Genomic DNA, 17,565 nt, shown 5'->3' with positions numbered 1-17,565 from the left:
GGTCCGGCGGCCTACCGTCGGAGCCGACCTGGAGGACACACCATGAACCTGGACGGCTTCGACGTCCCGACGCTCATCATCTTCTGCGTGGCGGCGGCCGTCGTCATCGGCGGACTGCTGTCCAGCCGACGTCGGCACTGATCCCCCTCGTCGGACGGGTGCACCCGTCGGCCGGTACGCTCCTGTACCCGTGAGCAGCGAACCGCCGACCGCTCCGGGCCCGCGGTCCGGCGTCGCCTCCGCGGCACTGCTGTCGACCGTCGGGATCGGCGTCCAGGGTGCCGCGAAGCTGATCCTCACGGTCGTCATCGGCCGGGTGTTCGGCACGGAGGCGCTCGGCCAGTCCTCGGCGCTCCTCTCGCTCGCCGTCTTCGCCGCCCTGCTGTGGCCGTCCGCCGCGGGCAACACGGCGTCCCGCTCCCTCGCGATCGCGATGCGCAACGGCCGGTCGGACACCGCCGTGAACCGACGGCTCGGCGGCTCGATGCTGCTCGCGTCCGTCGTGCTCGCAGCGCTGACGGTCCCGGTCGCGATCGCATGGGGCAACGCCCCCGGCACGGTCCTCGGTGGTGTGTCGGTCGTCGTCGGCTACGGACTCTACGTGTACGCCCGCGGCGCGCAGCTCGGCCACGACCGCCCACGGCGCGTGGCGGTCTGGGACGCGCTGACGAGCACCCTGACGCTCGCGCTGCTCGTCCTCGCGTGCGTGACCCGGGCCGAGCCCGTCGTGCTGCTCCCGCTCGGCATCGGCTACACGGTGTTCGCGGTCGCGTGCTGGCCGCGCGGGACGGCAGGGACCGCCGGGCAGCAACCCACCCGGGGCGTGCTGCGGTTCGCCGCCTGGAACGTCCTCGCCGGCCTCACCACGAACGGTCTGCTGCAGCTGGCCATGATCACCGCCCAGGTGAGCGCATCACCCCGAGACGCGGGCGTGTACGCCGCCGCGTTCTCCCTGGCCACGCCTGCCTCGATGGTCGGACAGGCCGTCGCCCAGGTCGTCGTGCCGGCGTTCGCGCACCGGGCCGAGGAGTCGACGCTGCGGAGCCCGGGCGCGTGGCGGTTCGTGGCAGGGTTCTCGGCCGCGACGGCCGCCCTGTTCGGCCTCGTCGCGCTGCTCGCCGACTGGTTCCTGCCGCTGTTCTACCCCGGCGAAGGAGTTGCCGCGGTGGCCGACCTGCGGTTCCTCGTGCTCGGCGTCTGGGTCTTCACGGTGTCGCTCGTCCCCGCCGCCCTGCTGCTCGCGGCCGGACGGTCGCGACAGGTGGCGCTCGCGTCGGTGACGGGGTTCGTCGTCGGCGTCGTGCTCATGGCCGTGCTCGCGCCGACGACCGGGGTCGCGGCAGGCAGCACCGGGTTCCTCGTGGGCAGCGCCGTGAACCTCGTCGCCGTCGTCGTCCTCGGCCTCCGTCGTCCGACGACCCCGGGCCGGGACCCGGGTGCCTCAGCGCTCGACGGGCTGGTGGCGCATCCGGAGCACGCTCGCGAGGGTGGCCCCGCCGATCGCGACGACGATCACCGCGAGTGAGGTCCACGTCCCGATCTCCGGCGCCCACGCGACGCCGTGTCCGCCGTTCAGGAACGGCAGCTCGTTCTCGTGCAGGGCGTGGAGGACGAGCTTCACGCCGATGAACGCCAGGATCAGGGCGATGCCGTACTTGAGGTAGACCAGCTTCTCGAGCAGTCCGCCGAGCAGGAAGTAGAGCTGCCGGAGCCCCATGAGCGCGAAGACGTTCGCGGTGAAGACGATGAACGCGCTCTCCGTGATGCCGAAGATCGCGGGGATCGAGTCGAGCGCGAAGAGCAGGTCGGTGGTGCCGATCGCGATGAGCACGACGAGCATCGGCGTGAAGTGCCGGTGTCCGTCGACGTGCGTGCGAAGCCGGATGCCGTCGTAGGTGTCGGTCACCCGGACGCGTCGGCGCAGCAGCCGGACGACGAACGAGTCCTGCTGCTCCTCGTCGTCGTGGTCCTCGCGGACCTGCTGGATCGCGGTCCAGATCAGCCACGCGCCGAACAGGTAGAAGATCCAGGAGAAGTCCTCGATCAGGCGCGCCCCGAGCAGGATGAACACCCCGCGCAGGACGAGCGCGATGATGATGCCCATCATGAGCACGGCCTGCTGGATCGGCTTGGGCACGGCGAAGCGCGCCATGATGATGACGAAGACGAACAGGTTGTCGATGCTGAGGCTGTACTCGGTCAACCAGCCGGCGAGGAACTGCCCCGGCGGCGTCGCCCCCGGCGAACACCAGCATCGCCAGCGCGAACAGCAGCGCCAGGCCGACGTAGAAGCCGACCCAGAGCCCGGACTCCCGCATCGTCGGTTCGTGCGACCGCCGGGCGACGATCACCAGGTCGGCGAGCAGGATCACGACGACGACGACCATCGACCCGATCTCGAACACGATGGGCAGGTCCGGCACGCGACGTCCTTCCGTGACCGACGACCTGCTCCACCCGAGCGGGGGGCCGTCCGGCACCTGCGCGATCCTACCCGTGGAAGCGTTCAGGTCCGACCGGCGGCGATCGCCGTGGACGGTCCGGGACGGGATCACCGACGGGGAACGCGGGAACCGAGGGCGCCGTCCCGGCCCGAGCAGGGTGACTCGAGGGCCGGGACGGCATCGCGGTGGCGAGCCCCGGGCGTTCGGGTCGGCCGGTCGGCTCGTCCACCGCCGACTCTACCGGTCCGCAGAACGGCGGACGGACCGACCTGTCTACCCAGAACGGGGGGCAACACCGTCCAGCCGGTCCGTGTCAGTGCGGTCTGCCACCATCGGACCATGCCCCACGACGGACGTCCCCTCGAACGACTCGGCTTCCTCACCATCGGGTCGTTCGACCCCGCCGACCCCGCTGCCGGCCACGAGGAGACGCTCCGGGTCATCGAGCGTGCGGAGTCCCTCGGGATGGACAGCGCGTGGCTGCGACACCGGCACCTGCAGCACGGCATCTCCTCCCCCGTCGCGCTGCTCGCCGCCGCCTCGCAGCGGACCTCGCGGATCGCGCTCGGCACCGCGGTCACCCCGATCGGCGCCGAGAACCCGTTCCGGCTCGCGGAGGACCTCGGGACCGTCGACGTCCTCCTCGGCGGACGGCTGCAGCCCGGGTTCTCCTCGGGGACGCCGATGCACTTCGACCTCTACCGCGAGGCGATCTACCCCGACACCGCCGATCGGGAGGACTTCGGCGACACCCGACTGCTGCGCTTCCGCGACCTCGTCCGCGGCGACGCCGTCACCGCGTCGACCGAGCGCCGTGGCATCGAGGAGTTCGCGACCTCGGTCCAGCCGCACAGCTCCGGGCTCGTCGGCCGCCTCTGGTACGGCACCGGCAGCAGGCGGTCGGCCGTGTGGGCGGCGGAGCACGGCTTCCACCTGCTCACCTCGAGCGTCACGCGCAGCGAGGTCGGCACGGACTTCGCGACGAACCAGCGGGCGCAGGTCGAGGCCTACCTCGACGCGCACCCGGACCCGGCGAGTGCGCGCGTCTCCCAGGGGCTCGTCGTGATCCCCACCGACAGCGCGACGCCCGAGCAGGCCGCGCGGTACCGCGCGTACGCCGACGCGCGGTCCGGACGGGTCGGCGTGCCCCAGGGTCCCGCCGGGCTGCTCTTCGCGGCGGACCTCGTCGGGACCTCGGCGGAGATCGCCGACCGGCTCCGTGCCGACGCCGGCTACCAGGTGGCGACGGAGGTCGCCTTCGCACTGCCGTTCTCCTTCGGTCCCGACGACTACGCCCAGATCATCGGCGACATGGCCGAGCACCTCGGCCCGGCGCTGGGGTGGACCCCGCAGCGCGGCTGACGGTCCGAACAGCGGCCCCCGTGGCGCGCAGCGCCCCGTCGCCCGCGCGACCCGGCCGGGAGGCACGACACGCGTCCGACGCGCACCGCGCCTCCCGGCCGTGGTCGGCCGGACGACCGCGACCGACGCTGCCGGTCAGCCCACGACGGCGCGCGCCGTCACCGCAACCAGCGGTACGCGTACTCCGGTCGCCCCGGACCACTGTGCCGCACGTCCTTCCCGGCCTGCCCCGCCGCGATGAGGTGCTCCAGGTAGCGCCGCGCCGTGACCCGGGAGATGCCGACCGCCTCGGCGACCTCGGACGCCGAGGCGGCCTCGGTGGCGCGCGCCAGGACCTGCTGGACCGCGTCCAGGGTCTCGCGGGCGATGCCCTTCTCGTGGTCCGGTGGCGTGGTGGGACGCAGTGACCCGAGGCTCTGGTCGATGTCGGCCTGCGTCAGCGTCCGGCGGTCCTCGAACCGGCGGCGGAACTCGCGGTAGGTGGTCAGGCGTTCGGCGAACGTCCGGAAGCTGAACGGCTTGACGAGGTACTGCACGATGCCGAGCGCGATCGCGTTCTTCACGCCGCGGGCGTCCTGGGCGGCGGTCACCGCGATGACGTCGACGGCGGACCCCGCGGAGCGGAGCGCGCGGACGAGCTGCAGCCCGTGCGCGTCGGGCAGGTCGAGGTCGAGCAGCACGAGGTCTGGCTGCTCGGCCGCGACCGCGGCCAGCATCGCCCGCCCGGTGGCGGCCGAGCCGACGACGGTGAAGCCGTCGAGGCGCGCCACGTACGCGGCGTGGGCCTCGGCGGTCAGGGGCTCGTCCTCGACGATGAGGACCCGGATCGCCCCGCTCACGTCCGGACGCGTCCGGGATCGAGCTCGACCACGAAGGTGCTTCCGTCCGGGCCGGTGGTGACGCCGACCTGTCCGCCGAGGCGCGTCACGGTGGAGCGGACGAGGTCGAGGCCGATCCCCCGTCCTTCCGGACCGGACGGCTTCGTCGACCATCCGCGCGCGTAGGCGGCCTCGACGTCGGGGATGCCGGCCCCGTCGTCGCGCACGACGAACCGGCTGCTCCCGTCCGCGGAGCACACCGAGACCGAGACCCGACCCGGGCCGTCGGCACCCGCGGCGTCCACGGCGTTGTCCACCAGGTTGCCGAGCACGGTGATGACGTCGTTCGGCTGCGCGTCGACGGGATCGGCCAGACCGGCGGTGTCGATCGTCAGGGTGACACCGCGCTCGTGGGCCTGTGCCCGCTTGCCCTCGAGGACGGCGGCGATCACCTCGGGTGCGGTGCCGGTGTCCGGCGCGTGGACGGTGTCCGTTCCCGGCGCGTGGACGGCGGCTGCGCCGGCGCGCGCCGGCGCGTCGAGGTCGCCTGCGTCTGCGTCGTCGCTGCCCGGGTGCCGGGGCGAGGGAGCCGTCCGGGTGTCCGCGTGACGGTCGATCTCGTCGGACGCGAACCGGACGGCCTCGTCGACCCGCCCCAGTTCGAGGAGCGCGACCACCGCGTGCAGGCGGTTCGCGAACTCGTGGGTCTGGGAGCGCAGCGCGTCGGTGAGCGTGCGGGTGGCCGCGAGTTCGCCCGACAGGTGCAGCAGCTCGGTCTGGTCGCGGATGGTCGCCACGGTGCCGAGCGGCCGGGAGGACGCCCGGGAGAACGCCATCTCCTGGTTGACGACGAGCACCCGGTCGGGCGCGACGTACGTCTCGTCGACGGCTCGGTCCCCCGACGCCAGCAGCGTCCGGAGGCCGTCGGGCACGTCCAGTGCGGCGAGCGGGATCGGTCCCTGGGCCTCGTCCGGTGCCGGCAGGTGCAGCAGCTCCGCCGCGCGGTCGTTGTGCAGCACGACGTGTCCGGAGCGGTCGATGACGACGAGGCCCTCGTGGACGGAGTGGAGCACGCCCTCGTACGAGGCGAACACCCGTGCGAGCTCCTCGGGCCCGCGCCCGGCGGTGACCCGGGCCAGGTACCGGCTGAGCAGCCACGAGAAGAGCGCCGACACCGCGACCACGGCGAGCGCCAGGAGCACGACCGAGACCAGCCGGGGCAGCAGGGCCGAAGAGATGTTCGCGACCGTCACGCCCGCAGCCACCAGCCCGATGACCCGGCCGTCATCGTCGGTGATCGGGGTGACGGCACGGACGGACGGACCGAGGGTCCCCGCGAACGTCTCGGTGAAGGTGGTCCCCGCGAGGGCCGGCGCGATCGTGCCCCGGAACGGTCGACCGAGCTCGGCGCGGTCAGGGTGGGTCCGCCGGGTGCGGTCCGGCGCCATGATCGTGATGAAGTCGGTGTGGGTCCGACGCATCAGGTCGAGGGCGTACGGCTCCAGCCGTGTGGACGGGTCCGCTGAGCGCGCCTGCTCGACCACGAACGGGTTGCGGGCGATCGAGACGGCGACCGCGGTCGACTTCTCCGCGGCGTCCGTCTCGAGGTCCGCGCGGGCGGACGCCCAGCTCCAGGCGCCGCCGACGACGACGACGACGACCACGAAGACGAGCTGCAGGGCGAAGAGGCGCGTCGCGATGCTCCACCGTCTCGGTGCCACTGTCCAGCCCTCCTCGCCTCGTCGCGGGAACACCCCATCCTCGCGTACGCCGGGCGTTCCCGCAGCACCGGCGTGAACGCAATGAACACAAGTCGACGTGCGCGGCCGTCCCGCGCGAGGGTGGCTGCGTCCCCGAACAGGACGAGCCGACCGGAGCGACGACGCACCGGTCCTGACGACAAGGAAGTCTCATGGCATCGACGCACCCGTCCAACACCCGCCCCGTGCGGCGTCGCGGTCTGGACCGTTCGCACTGCCTCTACATCGCCGTCATCGCCGCGGTCGCGGCCGGCATCGTGGTCGGACTCGCGGCCCCGGCCTTCGCGGTGGGGCTGAAGCCGATCGGCGACGGCTTCATCGCCCTCATCAAGATGATGATCGCGCCGGTGATCTTCTGCACGATCGTGCTCGGTGTCGGGTCGATCGCGAAGGCGGCCACCGTCGGCAAGGTCGGCGGTCTGGCCCTCGGGTACTTCATCGCGATGTCGACGTTCGCGCTCGCGATCGGCCTCGTCGTGGGCAACCTCATCCACCCCGGCGACCACCTCGACATGTCGAAGGCGACGTACGAGCTGCCCGCCGGCTCCGAGGAGGACGCGTCGTCGACCTCGGGCTTCCTGCTCGGCATCATCCCCGCGACGCTGGTGTCGTCGCTGACGAGCGGCAGCATCCTGCAGACGCTCTTCGTCGCCCTGCTCGTCGGCTTCGCGCTGCAGGCGATGGGAGAGAAGGGTGCGCCGATCCTCACCGGCATCCGGCACCTCCAGGCGCTCGTGTTCCGCATCCTCGCGATGGTGATGTGGGCCGCGCCGATCGGCGCGTTCGGAGCCATCGCCGCCGTGGTCGGTGCGACCGGCGTCGCCGCGCTCGTCGCCCTGGGCACGCTGATGGTCGCCTTCTACATCACCTGCATCGTGTTCGTCGTCGGGGTGCTCGGCGTCCTGCTGCGGGTCGTCACGGGCATCAACATCTTCCGGCTCATGAAGTACCTCGGCCGCGAGTACCTGCTCATCGTCTCGACCTCGTCCAGCGAGGTCAGTCTGCCGCGCCTCATCGCGAAGATGGAGCACCTCGGGGTGTCGAAGCCCGTCGTCGGCGTCACGGTGCCGACCGGGTACTCGTTCAACCTCGACGGCACGGCCATCTACCTGACGATGTCGTCGCTCTTCATCGCGAACGCCCTCGGCACGCCGCTGAACCTCCCCGAGCAGATCTCGCTCCTGGTCTTCATGATCATCGCGTCGAAGGGCGCTGCCGGGGTCACCGGAGCAGGGCTCGCGACCCTCGCCGGCGGTCTGCAGGCGCACCGCCCGGACCTGGTGAACGGCGTGGGGCTCATCGTCGGCATCGACCGGTTCATGTCCGAGGCGCGTGCCCTGACCAACTTCACCGGCAACGCCGTCGCCACGGTGCTCGTCGGCACGTGGACGCGGCAGATCGACAAGCAGCAGGTGGAGCGGGTGCTCTCGGGTGCGGTGCCGTTCGACGAGCGCACGATGTCCGCCGACGGCCACGGCGCACCGGGGGCCGGGTCGGCGCCCGAGGCCGCGGGGTCCCCGGCCGACGAGCGCATCTCGACCGAGGCCGTCCGCACGATCGTCGACCCCGACCGGACCACCACCGCGCGGACCACCGCCTCCGCGGACCGACGGTGACCGGCCAGCGGCACGCCGTCGGCACGCGCCGCGGCGCGTGATCACGGACGCCAGGCCCGGATCACCGTGCGCCGACCGGCGGCGGTGATCCGGGCCTGGCGTCCGTTCCGCCGGCCGTCAGGCAGTCGCCGTGTAGTGGCCGGCGTCGAGGTCGCTGATGAGCGTGGGCCCGGTCGGTTCCCACCCGACCAGGGCGCGCGTCCGCGCGCTCGATGCCGGCTGGTCACCGCCCAGCAGCGCGCCGAAGACCCCGAGGGTGGACGGGTCGACCGCTGCCGGCGGCAGGCCGGTCCGGCGAGCGATCGACTCGGCAACGGCCCGCATCGGGACGCCCTCCTCCGCGACCGCGTGCAGGACGGAACCCGCTGGAGCCGATTCCAGTGCGAGCCGGAACAGGCGTGCGGCGTCGGTGACGTGCACCGCCGGCCACCGGTTCGCGCCCTCGCCGACGTACGCGGCGACCCCGAGCTGGCGGTCGAGCTGCACGAGTGACGCGATCAGCCCGTTGCGGTCCCCTGCGCCGTGGACCGTCCGCGGCATCCGGACGATGCCGGCCCGCACGCCCTGCTCCGCGAGCGCGAGGACAGCGGTCGTCGTGCGGGCCCTGGCACCGGCTGGTCCGTCCGGGTCGAGCGCGTCGGCCTCGGTCGCAATCCCGTCCGCGTTCGTCGGCGTGCCGGACGCCGCGAAGACGGCCGTCCCACTGCCGGCGAGGGCCGCACCCAGGCGAGCCGACAGCGCGACCTCGTTGTCGATGGTCGCCTCGAACTCGTCGAAGTCGAGCGTGAACGCCAGGTGCGCGACCGCGTCGGCACGACGAGCGTGCTCGACGACCAGGTCGTGGTCGGCCACGTCGCCCAGGACGGCCTCACCCCCGACCGCGCGGATGCGGTCCGCGGAGGCATCCGACCGGGCGAGTCCGACGACCTCGTGCCCGTGGGCGACGAGGTCCGCGGTGAGGGCACGGCCGATCCATCCGGAAGCGCCGGTGACGAAGACCTGCATGATGACTCCTGTCCATGAGACTTGGTATCGTCACCGTACACCTGATGAGACCGAGTCGCATCGGTTAGCATGAGGGCGTGGCACGATGGCAACCGGATCCGCGAGGTCGACTCCTCCGCGCAGCGCTGGACCTCTTCGCCGAGCAGGGCTACGACGCGACGACCGCCGCGCAGATCGCCGAACGCGCCGGCCTGACGAAGGCGACGCTGTTCCGGCAATTCCCGGACAAGCGGGAGATCCTGTTCCAGGGTCAGGCCGCGACGCTCGAGACCATCCGTCGTGTCGTCCGCGACGCCCCTGCGGACCTGACCGACCTGGCCGTGGTCGACGCGGTGCTCGATGCCTTGACCGCCGCCCACACCCCGGAACAACAGGACATCGGTGCCGCGATCACCGCGTTGACGCGAGCGCACGAGGCACTCCGGGAGCGGTACGTGTACAAGCGGTTCGTCGTCACGGAGACCCTCGAGGTCGCGCTGCGCGGACGGGGCGTCCCCGGCCCCCGCGCCGCACTGCTCGCGGAGACGAGCATCCGGGCGTACTGGGACGGGTTCACGGTGTGGACGACCGCTCGGGCGGGGGCTGCACTCGGCCCGTTCGTGCACGATGCCGTGCGCGCCGTGCGCGAGGCCGCGACGGAAGTGACCCGGCTCTGACGGCACCGCCCTGGCGGACGCTGGTGGGGCGGCGCGTGACGACGGACGCCAGGCCCGGATCACCGTGCGCCGACCGGCGGCGGTGATCCGGGCCTCCCGTTCGCTCCGTCCGCGGCTCAGGCGCGGCGGGTCGCGCCGATCGCCCAGACGCGCGGCGGTTCGACGCCGTTGACGGCGTGGTCGCCGATGATGCGCGCCTTGAAGACCCACGGGTTGTGGCTGCCCGCGGTCCGGGCGTTGCGCCAGTGCCGGTCGAGGTTCTTCGTCGTGCTCACGCCGGACGCGGCGAGCGCGTCGAAGAGGTGCGACGTCGCCGTCGTCGCGAGCGACGTGAGCGCGACCTGCGCCTGCGCGGTCGCGAGTTCGGCGCGGTCGTTGCGGCGCTCGTCCTCGGCCTCGTCGAGCGCGGCGCCCTCGTACGCGGACTGCAGCGCCTCGGCGGCACGGTCCACGATGGCCGCCGCTGCGAACCCGGCCGCGGAGACCTCACCGACGACCTGCAGGATCTGCGGGTCCGCGGCGAACGTGTCGGCGTTGCCGTGCGAGAAGACCCGGTTGCGGTTCCGGACCTGCAGGGCGATCTCGCGTTCGGCGGCGAGGACCGATCCCGCGAGGACCGTGAGGAGCACCGCCTGGTAGTAGGCGGTCTGGTACTTGAACCGGTCGTCGAACGGGATGACCGCGTCGGCCTGCACGACCGCGTCGGTGAAGGTGCTCGTGCCGGAGCCGGTGGTGCGCTGCCCGAAGCCGTCCCAGTCGTCGCCGTGCGTGACCCCGGGCTGGTGTGCGTCGACGATGGCGATGACCCGCTCGCCGGTGTCGGTGCGCTCGGCGTACGTGTCGATCCAGTCCGCGAAGATGCTGCCGGTCGAGTAGTACTTCTGGCCGGTGATGCGGAAGGTGCCGTCGGGCTGCGGGGTCACCTTCGTGATGACGTCGCCGATCTGCACGGCCCCGACCTCGGTCCAGGAGTTGCCCGCGATCTCGCCGCGCCCGAAGCGCTCGAGCCAGGCGTCGCGTTCCCCGGAGCGGCCGACGAGACGGTCCTCGACGAGGGCGAAGTGGCCACGGAGCGCCTGCGGGATGTTGCTGTCGGCGGCGGCCAGCTCGGTGAGCAGCCGGAACAGCTGGGGCAGCGTCGCGCCGGCGCCGCCGAAGGCCACGGGGACCCGGACGGCGCCGAAGCCGGCGGCCGCGAGTTCGCGGATCTCGTCGTGGGGCAGGCGGTGCTCCTGCTCGCGGGTGCTCGCGCCGGCGGCGATCCGGTCGAAGATCGGCCGGAACCGATCCGCGAGGGTCTCGTAGTCGACGACGGTGTCGGGGGTGGCGGTGGTGGTCACGGTGGTTCCTCCGGTCGGGCGGTGGTCAGGCGGTGGCGGTGGGTGCGGGGGTGACGACGGCCGGGGTGGCCGACGCGGGTTCCTGCTGCCGTGGGCGGCGTGCGAGGACGGCGGCGCCGACGAAGACGAGCGCTGCGACGAGGAGAGCGCCAACCGTCCACCCGGTCCCGCTCGGCCACCGGCCCGCGAGGCCGAGCAGCGCCGGCACGGTCGTCGTCGTCTGGCTCGCGAGGACGAGCGCCCACGCCGTGTAGCGGCCGATCGGTCGGCCGAGCGCCAGCAGCACGAAGAACAGCGACCAGAGTCCCGCCCACGTCGACCACAGGACGGCGAGCACGGGGTCGACGGTGGCGTTCGTCACGGCGAAGACGACCGCGACGGCTGCGACCAGACCGCAGAACCAGCCGAGCCCGGTCTACCCGAGGCCGGCGAGCGCGTCGAGGCCGACGTAGAGGTAGGTCAGCCCGAAGAGGAACGTGCCCGAGATCGCGAGCAGGGCCGGCAGGGACCCGTCAGCGGAGACCGCGACGGCGACGCAGAGGACGAGCTGCACGCTGCCGATGAGGACGTTGAACACGCCGCTGTCCCGTCCGGGGACGCGGCCGAGCAGGGTGAGCCCGTTGATGAGGAGCGCCGCCCCGGAGAGGATCAAGCAGATGTAGGCCATGGACGGACGATGGCACCGGCGGGCTCGGCGGTGCCACGTTGTGTCCGGAGGTGACCGGGCGTGACGAACGATGACGGGTGCGGGTGCGCGGTGTGACGGTGCGAGTCGTCCGGGGTGCGTGCCCCCGCGGTCGGCGGTCGGGGCGCGCCCACCCGTCGGTGGCGTCCGGAGCGCGCCGGCCCGTCGGCGACCCGTCAGCGGCCGTTCGGCCGGAACCAGCGGATGAGCTCCCGGACGGCAGCGGCGGATGGCGCCTCGGTACCGGGTGCCGCGTCGAGATCCTCGAACGTCGATCGGTAGCCCGGGACGTCCACGAGGTCAGCGTCCGCGGCCGGGAAGCCCATCGTCCACTCCGGGAACTGCCGCTCCTCGACGTGGTCCTCAAGGATCACCCGCACCTTCGCGTGCCGGTCGTCGTGCTTGATGCGGTCGAGCTTCGCCCGCACAGCAGCGTCCGGCCCTTCCAGCAGTTGCAGGAAGTAGCCGTTCCGGAACAGCAGCACACCGGTCACGTCCTCGCGCTCGTTCGATCGGCGGCTCTGGTCGAGCAGGCTCGCGAGGTCGTCGTCGCCGAGCGGTCGTGTCGCGACGCTCGAGTAGATCAGGGACAGCATCGGGTTCCTCTCCGGGGCGGGCCGCCAGTCAACTCCCCCGGACCCACGAGTGTCCTGCGCGTCCGAGCGTGCTCCGGGCGGGCCCGCGCCCGTCGCTTGGATCGCGTGCGTCGCGCCCGACGCGCCCGCCGCGCCCGCCGCGCCCGCGCCGACTACCAGCCCGTCGTCAGCACCCGGTCGAGCGCGTCGACGAACCGGTCCGCCGACTCCCGGGTCACCACCAGCGGTGGCTTGATCTTGAGGACGTTCTGGTGGTCCCCCGTCGGCTGCATCACGATGCCGAGCGTGAGCAGCCGGTCGCAGATGGCCGCGGTCTCCTCGGTCGCCGGCTCGAGCGTCGTCCGGTCGCGGACGAACTCGAGCCCGAGGTAGAGCCCGGAGCCGTGCACGGTACCGACGAGGGCGTGCCGGTCGCCGAGCGCCCGGAGCCGGTCGGCCAGGTGCTCGCCGACGACGACCGCGTTCTGTTGCAGCCCCTCGGACTCGATGACGTCGAGCACCGCGGCACCGACCGCCGCCGACACCGGCGAACCGCCGGTCGACGAGAAGAAGTACCCCTGGGTGCGGTACCGGTCGGCGATCTCGCGGCGGGTCACGACGATGCCGATCGGTGTCCCGCCGCCCACCGACTTCGCGACCGCGACGACGTCCGGCACGACGCCCTGCTGCTCGAAGCCCCAGAACCAGTGCCCGAGCCGCCCGAACCCGACCTGCACCTCGTCCGCGATGGTCAGACCACCGACCTCGTGCACGGCGTCGTAGACCTCGCGCAGGTAGCCGTCCGGCAGCGCGATGCCGCCCGCGTTGCCGTACACCGGCTCGCAGATGAACCCGGCGATCCCGTGTCCCGCCGCGGCGAGCGCCCGGATCCGTTCAGCTGCTTCGGGCGCGTAGCGCGACGCGTCCGCTCCCCGGTGCACACCGCGGTACGCGTTCGCCGCGTCCACCGTGTGCACCCACGCGGGACGGGTCGCGAGCGCGTTCGGGTTGTCCGCGATGGATGTCGACACGGCATCGCTCGCGTACGTCCACCCGTGGTAGGCCTCGCGCATGGCGACGACGTCCGTCCGGCCGGTGGCGGCCATCGCGATCCGGAGGGCGAGGTCGGTCGCTTCGGACCCGGAGTTGACGAAGAACACCGTGTCGAGCTCGTCCGGGAGCAGGCCAGCCACCCGCTCGGCGTACTCGACGATGCCGGCGTAGTGGAACCGCGAGTTCGTGTTGAGCAGGCGGTGCTGGCGCGCGGCGGCCGCGGCGACGTGCGGGTGCGCGTGCCCGACGCTCGCGACGTTGTTGACGAGGTCCGTGTACACGCGGCCGTCGACGTCGACCAGCAGGTCGCGCCAGCCGCGCTCGATCCGGGGCGGCTCAGCGTAGTAGTGCTCCTGGACCTCCGCGAGGACACGGTCGCGGCGGGCGAGGAGGTCGTCGGGAGCGGGCGGGGCCTGCTGCGGCGCGCCGAGCGCGACGGCCGGGTCGCCGAGGAGCGTCCGCCACCCCGGTGCGGCGACGGCGGGTACCGACCTCGGCAGGTCGGCGTCGCCGCGCTCCGCCGCGACGACCCGGACGTGGACCGGCACCCCGGCAGGCAGCACCAGCCCGTCATCGACCCGGTCGGCAGGGTCGAACTGGAGGACCGCCCCACCCTGGTCGCACCGCTCGCGTGCGATCGTGGTCGGCTCCGCCAGCCACAGGGTCGCCCCCGTCGGGACGCTCGCCGGCGCCTCCTCGGCACCGATCGCGGCACTCGTCAGCACCGGCGTCCACGCGGGCAGGACCACCGCGGGCGCACCGGCGTCGAGGAGTCGTCGCGCCTCGGCCGCGAGCGCGTCGGGCGCGGTCCACCGGCCGTCGTCGTAGACCGGGCTCGTCGTGCCGCCGTCGAGCAGCACCGGTTCGACGTCGAGGACCTGGCGGGTCCAGGTCAGACTCGTCGCCGGCGGGAACCCGAGGGCACGGCGGAGCACCCCGGTCACCACCGCGGACGGCACCGACACGGCCTGGCGGAAGACGCGGTACTCCCGGTCGAGGGCGCCGGACGCGTACGCATTGTCGTCGTCGAGTCGGACCTGCTGCCGTCCGCTCAGCACGAGGACCGCACCGCGCAGGACCACGAGGGGCCACAGCGCGTCGACCTCGTCCGAGGACAGCGGTCGGAGCGCGTGGAAGACCCGGACCGCCGGGAGGACCGACCAGACCGTCGCCCCGTCGTGGTGCAGCACACTCGACAGGGTCACGGCGAGCTCGCCGACGGCCCACGAGTCGGCGACGTCGCCGAAGTCGATGACTGCGTCCGGGAGGGTCACGGGACCGTCAGGTCGCAGGACGTTGTCGTCCGTGACGTCGAAGTGCCCGAGTTGCCGAGGGAGCCGGTCACCGAGCGCCTCGACCACCGTCGCCGCGCTGTCCACCGCGGCGAGGACCTCGTCGACCACGGCCCGGTCCGGCTCGGTCTCCGCGATCGTCCGCGCGACCCGGACCGCGTGCCGGAGGTCCCACTGCAGCGTGCGGTGCGCCGCCGGGTGTTCGAGCCCCGCCAACGCGAGCTGCACCCGCGCGGCCAGGGCCCCGAGCCGCGCGACCACCGCCGGCCGGAGGTACCCGGACCCGGTGAGCGTGTTGCCGGACACGAACGAGATGACCCGTGCGTGCAGCCGCCCGGCGCTCGTGTCCCACCAGCCGGACGCCAGGACGGTCGGCACGCGGACCCCCGGCTGTTCGGCCGCGACCCGGGCCGCCGCGACGCCCTGCAGGTCGATCTCCGCCTCGGTGAAGCACGGGTTGCTGATCTTCAGGACGCCGAGCGGCTGGTCGGAGTCGGTCGTGCCGGTCGTGCCGGTCGTGCGCACCAGGAAGTTCTGGTCCTGCTGGCTCCCGAGCGACTCGAGCGTGGCGTCGATGCCGAACTCGGTCGCGAGCAGCTCGGTCGCCTCGGCCGTGGGCAGCACGGGTGACGGGAGTTCGGGCTGGGAGAAGTAGTCGAAGACGGCGCTGTGCACGAGGACTCCTGGGCGAGGGACGGCGGGCGTCCGACCGACGGGACAGTCCGAGCGTAGGGCCGAACGGCCCCTGGGCGGGACGCTCGATCGTCCTGGGCATGGAGCGCCGCTGAGCGGACCGCGCCCGGGGTCGACGGGGGTCCGGTCCGGCTCTACCCGTGCCGGAGCGTGCGGTGCCCGAGCGGCCCGTCGAGTGGGACCGCGCCATACATCGCGTACCCGATCGCTGCGCACGGCTCCGTCTGTCGGCGTCCCCACGCTGTCACCGTCACGGCCGTCGATGTCTCGCGCAGGCTGACCCCGACTGGTGTGACGCAGTCGGTGTTCTGCACCGCCAGCACCGGCAGGCCCTTCTGTCGATGCCCGGTGTCGGTCCAACGGAGCTGACGCAGCCCCTCCGTTGTCGCGACCGTCGGGATGCGAGAGGACTGCACGGGCGCGGCTGTCGGACCCTGTTCCCGACGATGGTCCACCGCCCGTGGAGCGCAGCCGGTAAGGGCGACGGCGAGGAGCACAGCGAAGGACACGGTGCGCAGGACGCGTTGTCGTCGTCTCGCCCTGGACGTGCTCGGATCGTACGCCGAGCGTGCAGTTTGAAGCCGCGGGGCGAGACCCGCACTCTCGGATCTACGACCCCGCGACCCCACCGTTCTACACACAGCCATATCGCCTCACCCCGCGCCGACACCGGACACGACCTACGACACAACGTGCTCAGCTGAAACGCTCGGGTCTTGTGCTCACCGGCGTCCGTTCGAGGCAGCCCGGTGAGAATCAAATCGGACGGGCTATCTGCGACGCGCCAACCTGCGAGCGAGCGACAGCGAGTCCCGCTGTTCGTTGGACGACCGGCTATCGAGACACGTCGAGGAGCTCGAAGTGCTGCGCGATGCGGCGAGCTACTGACAGCGCATCTAACCTGTCCGTGGCGATCGCGACTTCATCCAAGTCAGCTGCGGTGAGACGCTGGGTGAGGTCCTCCCAGCGGTCAACGTGCCAGCGTAGCTCGGTCTGTCGGGAGGAGTCGTAGCGTGCCCGCAGGCGTGCCTCGGCAGTTGATCGCTGCGCGGTCAGGCGAACAGATCGAAGCGGCAGCGCGACGGCTTCTGAGTATCGATGCTTGTCGGCTTCATTGGCGATCACGCCGCTCATGATGAGTTGGCGCGGTCCGGCGGTCTTGTAGTTCACCCACACGGCAGCGATGTTTCTCGCCTCGATGACCTGGTTCTGCGGGTCGAAGGCGGCAACTGGAGAGGACCGATGAAACCAGTCGACGTCGATCAGACTGAAAGGCCGCCCCTCGGCTGCGAGCAGGTTGCCGATGTGATCGAGAACGGTTGTCTTGCCAGCGCCGTAGGAGCCGTTAATGAAGATCGCAAACGAGGCTTCCATCCGCGGACTCTACGGATATGCCGTTGAAGCCGTCCCAGAGGGTCGAGTAGTACCCCGGATGAGGATCGTCTACCGGAACGACTCAGGACGCTCAGTCAGACGGCGCCGCAGCCGTGCCATCCCCGGGGTCCGGCCGCAGCGGTGAGGCGTGCGTGTTCTTCGGTGTCGGTCTGATGCCATCCGTAGTTCGCGACGACGACGTAGCTCTCGCCGCCGCGATCTTCACGGAGGCGTCCCGGTCCCAAGCCGTCGGTGAACACCTCTTCGTCGATCCAGGTGAGGAGTTGACCGACCCAGTCGGTAGCATCCTCTGGTCGGGCGTAGACCCAGTACTGAGGCGCCCCGGAGGCGGGCATCCTGATGAGCAGACGAGCGAACTCGCCGTCGCGCTGTGTGATGCGCACGTCGAGCACGTGTCCGTCTCGTACGCGGACGTCCGTGAGTCGGTAGTCCAGCCGACTGCTCTTCCGAGGGTCGAGCAGACGCCATGCTGTTTCCCGGCGCAGGACCTCAACAATGGCATCGTCACTCAGCACGACCGGATCCTCCCACGCGGCCGGTGGCCGATCGGCTACCGGCCTGTCGAATGCTGCTTGCCCTCGGGCAGAAGATGCCCGATGGCTCGTAGGACGTCGCCCAGCCAAACGAGTTCCCAGTTCAACGTCCGATCGGCGGCCGGCGCCGTCGTCAGGTTGTCCCACGACTCGGTCAGCTGACCGATCGTGGCTTCGGGTGGATCGCTCGACACGTCGTAGAGGCCCGGAGCGGGCAACGAGTAGAAGTAGTCCTCACGCAGCACGACCGACTCCCCGTTCGGGACTGCTGTCGGTTCGGTTGACTCCTGACCTGTGGGGACGTGGTCCTCGCTGGAAGGATGTCGATCATGGCCAAG

The 17,565-nt window shown here is 72.0% G+C and carries 13 protein-coding genes and 2 pseudogenes; 4 read left to right on the top strand and 11 right to left on the bottom strand.

The genetic code is table 11. The annotated features are described in order from the left end of the window. Window positions 1-190: 190 nt before the first annotated feature. Complete coding sequence (locus tag IEY20_RS07000) at window positions 191-1,525, top strand: lipopolysaccharide biosynthesis protein (protein WP_175327314.1); 1,335 nt, start codon at window positions 191-193, stop codon at window positions 1,523-1,525. Here IEY20_RS07000 and IEY20_RS06995 read toward each other — a convergent pair. Continuing rightward, a pseudogene (locus IEY20_RS06995) lies at window positions 1,442-2,387 on the bottom strand (TerC/Alx family metal homeostasis membrane protein). The gene IEY20_RS07000 and the pseudogene IEY20_RS06995 sit on opposite strands and share 84 nt — an antisense overlap. Before the next feature lie 396 nt (window positions 2,388-2,783). Between IEY20_RS06995 and IEY20_RS06990 the strand changes: the two are divergent. Then, window positions 2,784-3,806, top strand: coding sequence for an LLM class flavin-dependent oxidoreductase (locus tag IEY20_RS06990; RefSeq protein ID WP_175327315.1), 1,023 nt, complete (start codon window positions 2,784-2,786; stop codon window positions 3,804-3,806). 158 nt (window positions 3,807-3,964) lie between these two features. On the opposite strand, the gene IEY20_RS06985 is transcribed toward IEY20_RS06990, so the two are convergent. Together IEY20_RS06985 and IEY20_RS06980 are read right to left on the bottom strand one after the other, a co-directional pair. After that, entirely contained in the window at window positions 3,965-4,645 is a 681-nt protein-coding gene (locus IEY20_RS06985; protein ID WP_175327316.1) for a response regulator, read from the bottom strand. Further along, a complete protein-coding gene (locus IEY20_RS06980; protein ID WP_188889003.1) occupies window positions 4,642-6,345 on the bottom strand; it encodes a sensor histidine kinase in 1,704 nt (567 codons plus the stop codon). Before IEY20_RS06980 ends, IEY20_RS06985 begins: the two co-directional genes overlap by 4 nt. A gap of 191 nt (window positions 6,346-6,536) precedes the next feature. Between IEY20_RS06980 and IEY20_RS06975 the strand changes: the two genes are divergently transcribed. Further along, entirely contained in the window at window positions 6,537-8,000 is a 1,464-nt protein-coding gene (locus IEY20_RS06975; RefSeq protein ID WP_175327318.1) for a cation:dicarboxylate symporter family transporter, read from the top strand. Window positions 8,001-8,117: 117 nt separating this feature from the next. Here IEY20_RS06975 and IEY20_RS06970 read toward each other — a convergent pair whose 3' ends face one another. Further along, on the bottom strand, window positions 8,118-9,005 hold the full coding sequence (locus tag IEY20_RS06970) for an NAD-dependent epimerase/dehydratase family protein (protein ID WP_022902220.1): 888 nt from the start codon (window positions 9,003-9,005) through the stop codon (window positions 8,118-8,120). A gap of 77 nt (window positions 9,006-9,082) precedes the next feature. Between IEY20_RS06970 and IEY20_RS06965 the strand changes: the two genes are divergently transcribed. Beyond that, entirely contained in the window at window positions 9,083-9,661 is a 579-nt protein-coding gene (locus IEY20_RS06965; RefSeq protein ID WP_175327263.1) for a TetR/AcrR family transcriptional regulator, read from the top strand. Between the two features lie 116 nt (window positions 9,662-9,777). Here the strand turns inward: IEY20_RS06965 and IEY20_RS06960 are convergent, their stop codons facing one another. The 7 genes and pseudogenes from IEY20_RS06960 to IEY20_RS06930 all read right to left on the bottom strand — a co-directional run. Then, the gene (locus tag IEY20_RS06960) at window positions 9,778-11,001 is read right to left on the bottom strand and encodes an acyl-CoA dehydrogenase family protein (protein WP_175327264.1); all 1,224 of its coding nucleotides are present in this window, start codon (window positions 10,999-11,001) and stop codon (window positions 9,778-9,780) included. Window positions 11,002-11,026: 25 nt separating this feature from the next. Further along, window positions 11,027-11,668: pseudogene (locus IEY20_RS06955) on the bottom strand (AmiS/UreI family transporter). 194 nt (window positions 11,669-11,862) lie between these two features. After that, window positions 11,863-12,282, bottom strand: coding sequence for a BLUF domain-containing protein (locus tag IEY20_RS06950; RefSeq protein WP_175327265.1), 420 nt, complete (start codon window positions 12,280-12,282; stop codon window positions 11,863-11,865). A gap of 152 nt (window positions 12,283-12,434) precedes the next feature. After that, window positions 12,435-15,281 (bottom strand): aminotransferase, encoded by a 2,847-nt coding sequence (locus IEY20_RS06945; RefSeq protein WP_175327266.1) that lies wholly within the window; start codon window positions 15,279-15,281, stop codon window positions 12,435-12,437. 852 nt (window positions 15,282-16,133) lie between these two features. Beyond that, window positions 16,134-16,673 carry a hypothetical protein gene (locus IEY20_RS06940; protein ID WP_022902226.1) on the bottom strand — a complete coding sequence of 180 codons (540 nt, stop codon included), beginning with the start codon at window positions 16,671-16,673 and terminating at the stop codon, window positions 16,134-16,136. 95 nt (window positions 16,674-16,768) lie between these two features. Beyond that, window positions 16,769-17,209 carry a hypothetical protein gene (locus IEY20_RS06935; protein ID WP_175327267.1) on the bottom strand — a complete coding sequence of 147 codons (441 nt, stop codon included), beginning with the start codon at window positions 17,207-17,209 and terminating at the stop codon, window positions 16,769-16,771. A gap of 35 nt (window positions 17,210-17,244) precedes the next feature. Beyond that, a partial coding sequence (locus IEY20_RS06930; protein ID WP_229727925.1) for a hypothetical protein occupies window positions 17,245-17,565 on the bottom strand: 321 nt, incomplete at its 5' end.

Source organism: Curtobacterium luteum (assembly GCF_014646995.1).
Taxonomy (GTDB): Bacteria; Actinomycetota; Actinomycetes; order Actinomycetales; family Microbacteriaceae; genus Curtobacterium; species Curtobacterium luteum.
Note: the sequence above shows the minus strand (reverse complement) of the source record. Positions and strands in the feature narration are given on the sequence as shown.